This window comes from Haloferax profundi, assembly GCF_001469865.1.
GTDB lineage: Archaea > Halobacteriota > Halobacteria > Halobacteriales > Haloferacaceae > Haloferax > Haloferax profundi.
This window is the reverse complement of sequence record NZ_LOPV01000504.1, coordinates 1-3,576: the sequence shown is the minus strand read 5'-3', so window position 1 is coordinate 3,576 and position 3,576 is coordinate 1. Positions and strand designations below refer to the sequence as shown.

The window sequence follows — 3,576 nt, the reverse complement described above, 5'->3', positions numbered from 1 at the left end:
GAAGCATCGACGACGTCAGCAATTCTGGGAAGTCAACGTGGGAGTTGGTTGCCGTGAGGTCCTGGTACACCTCGAGGCACTTCGCAGACGTAGGGTGTATTATCGTCTCGTTGCCCACCCGTTCGCGGGTGACCAATCCTAATTTTTCGAGATGTATCACAGCGTTCGTGATGGTCCCCGGTTCATACCCGAGCTCAGCGGCAAGTGCTCGGCGCTTTTTAGGGGAATCAAGTGTCGCCATGATTCGCAACTCATTCTCTTCTAGCATGATGTCTCAAATTGGATGTACTTGTAATAAAGCACTACATCGGATATGAGACTTTTGGTGATGATTGTTGGGAAATTCGATTGTTCTCTGCCGTAGAGAGCACACTGTATTAAAGGACAAAATATGGCTCTGAAATTGCGTCCGACAAAGACGTTGAATGTGTCCAGATAGCCTCGCTTAGGTGGAAAAGTGAGGGTGTCTCTTGAGAATTATAATAGGTTCAAACTCTCTACCCGAATCCGTTCAATGGAACCTGATTTTTGAAAACACCACTGCAATTAATCATACTCTGTTCATTTAGTGAACGCGGATGCCTCAGGAAGGCAGTAACAGGAGGACCGACTTTCAAAACCGTACAGTCCATCAGTATGTTCATTGTTGGGGGTGGTTATATCTGGACTATGACGAGCCTCGACGACTCCGACCTCCCCCCGGAAACGGTTGAAGAAAATAGTCGGACGTGGAAACGGACCAAACTTGACGCGCACAGCTTTCAGTGGGTCCGTCCAATGGACCCTGATGAATATGAATGGGATGCTGATGAGATCTCACTTGTTGGTGTAGATGAACCAAGTAGAGTTGTTTCTCTCCAATTTATTGATGGCCAGTGGTACATTGAGGGCGCCGAAACCGCGGGCCCCGACTACCATCGTCCAGGGTTCACGGAGGTGATTGGGGGTGAATATTCTGTATCTACAGATGACCTCCAGAAGGCGACAGATAAGGTTCGGAAGTTCATTAGACAGCTTTCCTGATTGATTCTGATTCTACTTGTTGGCTGAAACTGTTTCACCATCTGGTCGTTCCCACTGGGTGCTCTATCGATTCCCAGAGCTGGTGATGACGTAGAGATATCTTTTCTCGGTCTATCTGTCGAAGCCCTTGTATCGAACTGTTCGCGCTTTCACGTCTCGCTCAAGATGGTAACACCCTGTGGCGGGAATCTAAGATCACCGTATGACACACTGAATTACCCGCTCCGCGACAGAAATTTGTATTTCGAGGACACTCAATAGCTTCATCCAACGGGTGTGCTTGTAGTGTAACCTTTAGTAAACTATTTCCACCCCTACTCGTTTTGTCAGAGTTGTGCCACTCAGCGCGCTCTTCGATACGCCAGCGCTTAAGCAGCCGTTCATCTCGTCCGGCAATCTCGCCGACGAAGAGCGACTAGTCAACTTCCCAGCCACGACGAGAGTACATGCAGGACTCCTCAACGCGATGGTAGAACGTGGCCAGGATGTCGTCGTCGTGACACCGTCCGACAGAGCCGAGTTTTTGCACCTCCACGCTCTTGAAGCACTCTTCGGGCCCAAGGTAGATGGCCGTAACGCAGTCTTCCTGCTCAGCTCCAACACGGAGTTCCGCGAGCGGTTCCGGCAGCTGGCCCCGACGTCGTTACAGCCGCCACACGACAAGGCTTGCTACGCGCGTGAGGAGACCCCGATAGCTAATGTGACGACAGACGGGTCCCTAGCGACAGTAACGAAGAACCAGAACCATCCAGATAAGCCTGCCCGGTTTCTCTTTTCGTACACAAGCACGCGTATCCCTTCAAACGATGTCGGTGACCGAGTTCGGTGTGTGATATACGATGACTCCGTGAAGTACGACGAAGAGCGACTCTCCCGGTTATTGAAGTGGAAACAACGAAACGACGTTCCCGCGATAGTCTATTTCACGAGCAACCCAACGTCAGACCTCGTGAGGAAATTACGGAGACGAGCATTCCTGTGGACCTGGCCACCTCGACTGCTGTCCACCGTAGTTGAGAGTGATCGAGAGAGTGGACACGAGTGGATGCATACCGACGACGAAGTAAGTCCGACAACCCGCCGTTCCCAAGTCGTCGCTAGACGGGAGCAAAATCGCGTTTCAGGGCTCTCTATCGACGTCCATACGTGCGGCGACGGGGACCTCCTTACGGCCCTGAAACGGGCGAACGACCGTAGAGCGAAGTTCGAGTATTTGACGCGGAAGTTGGACGCCGACGTCCTCAGGCGAGGCCAACAGCTCGTGCGGTATGCTCTGGGGAGTTTTCGTGAGCTCTTGACTCCGCTTGACGTGGCCGACTTCCACGCCCGACGGACGACGATATCGAGCCGACTCGCGCAACTTGACCGCTTCGCGGGCCGCATAGCGTCTGATCCCCAGGCCAATCCCGCAACCGGCACGTTCCGGGACGTAGTCTCGGCTCTCGAAGAGCTGGAGGAAATTTGGGACGACGTGCCTGCGAGTGACAAGAAACAGGGCGTGTTAGTAGACAACCTGCTCTACGGTGCACTTGACAGGGGGGACTCGATTTCTGTCGTGACTGCGACAGAGAGTCAACAGCAGGCACTCACGACGTTCCTTCAGTCTGAGCACACTGCTCTCTACCGTGACCTGGGTGACGACCTCTCGATACACGATACTCACAGTATTCGATCGGCCGATTCGACGGACCACGCCGTCCTCTATGGCGCACTTCGATGGGGTGATCGCGATCTCCTCCGCACCGACGTCGCAACGGACGCTATCGTCCTGGCGTATCCCATCGAAATGGGCCTCCTCCACTCACAAGTGGACGCCGTGGAGAATTCCTTTGAGTCGATTGCGGACACGCCGTTCTGGACCGTAATCGACAAGTTGACCCGTATTGCGACGGACGAACCCGCGGACGTCGAACGTGTGAACATCGACCTCCCCGAGTACGAGGAACCCAGTACGAGCGATCTCGGTGAGGACATCTCCGTTGATGAGACCGAAGGCGAAGACCTGGGTGAAATTGTTCGAGGATACGAGACAGATTACGAGGACAGTGAGGTCTTCCACCCTACCGGGTACGAGACATCCTCCACGCAACAGACGAGCACCGCTGGTGGACGGACCGAGACCGACTGTCTCAATGTCCACTTCGATGACGACCTGTCCATGTACCTCCGTAAGGACGCCAAAGTGTTCACCATTCGCGAAGGACACGACAAACTATTCAAGAAGAACGCTTCGCGCCTTAAGGAACACGACGTCGTCGTCCATCTGGAGGATACCGATGACATGCGTGAACAACTGTACGCGCTGATTCGTGAACGCGGAGACGTCGGACTGTACTACTTTGCGAATCTGTGGAAAGTCAACCTTGAAGCCGCCTTGGAGGAGACCGGTGACAACCTTGACGACTTCGTGGAGAAGATGAAGCAACAGGGTCTCGACAAGAACCGCGATACCTACGAGCGGTGGTACAAGATGGAAGTCCACCGAACGCGGTCGAAGAAGAGCTTCTGGGCCATCGCCGATGCGTATGATCTCGAAGGTGTGAAGGAGAACTT

General features: G+C 53.6%; 1 protein-coding gene and 2 pseudogenes. 2 read left to right on the top strand and 1 reads right to left on the bottom strand.

The genetic code is table 11. The features are described 5' to 3' along the window. Window positions 1-241 (bottom strand): annotated as a pseudogene (locus AUR66_RS22825) (hypothetical protein); the annotation flags it as partial. Between the two features lie 428 nt (window positions 242-669). Between AUR66_RS22825 and AUR66_RS16050 the strand changes: the two are divergent. Together AUR66_RS16050 and AUR66_RS16045 are read left to right on the top strand one after the other, a co-directional pair. Continuing rightward, a complete protein-coding gene (locus AUR66_RS16050) occupies window positions 670-1,023 on the top strand; it encodes a hypothetical protein (protein ID WP_058573244.1) in 354 nt (117 codons plus the stop codon). Window positions 1,024-1,357: 334 nt separating this feature from the next. Beyond that, window positions 1,358-3,576 (top strand): annotated as a pseudogene (locus tag AUR66_RS16045) (hypothetical protein); the annotation flags it as partial.